This window comes from Rhizobium sp. 01T444 (genome assembly GCF_056398305.1).
On record NZ_JBFTPD010000403.1, the window covers coordinates 1 to 523 of the forward strand.

1 protein-coding gene is annotated in these 523 nt (G+C 65.0%); it reads right to left on the reverse strand.

Going from position 1 to position 523, the window contains the following annotated elements; genetic code table 11:
• The coding region (locus tag AC1DTN_RS39160) for a hypothetical protein (protein WP_477925634.1) at positions 1-408 on the reverse strand (408 nt) is incomplete at its 3' end.
• Positions 409-523 lie beyond the last annotated feature (115 nt).

Consider the following 523-nt stretch of genomic DNA (forward strand, 5'->3'; position numbering starts at 1 on the left):
GGCAACCTCCTTGTCGAGCACCGCGTGCACGGCGCCCGTGACCGCCTCGCCCGTCACGCGCCCCTGCAAGCCCAGGTATCGCGCCCAGATCCGGCCAATCGCTCCGCTGTGCGGCTGCTCGGCCCCAGGCTCGACATAGAGGTCATCGCCGAACCGCTTCACGGTGGCGAGGAGGTGAACCTTCGCGCCGACCTCAATCGACCGCCAACCCCAAGGCGCGAATGAGTTGAGATAGGCGATGCGCCCAGTGGCGTCAGCGACTTCGATCTGCAGGCGACCGATGTTCTTCCAGAACGGGTACTGCCTCTCCTGCAGCTCCGCCATGGATGTCACGACCCTTCCGGCCCATGTCGCGGCCGACTTGTCCTTGTAGACCGCCTTGACGCGATCGGTCACGACGAAGCTCAAGAGGTGGGACGTCTTCCCGGTATGGTCCGCCTCGTCCAAATCCGTGATAGATCTCGTGCAGTCGACGTACGCGGCCGGCACGCAAAGCAGCGCCAAGTCGGGGTCGGCTACCTTG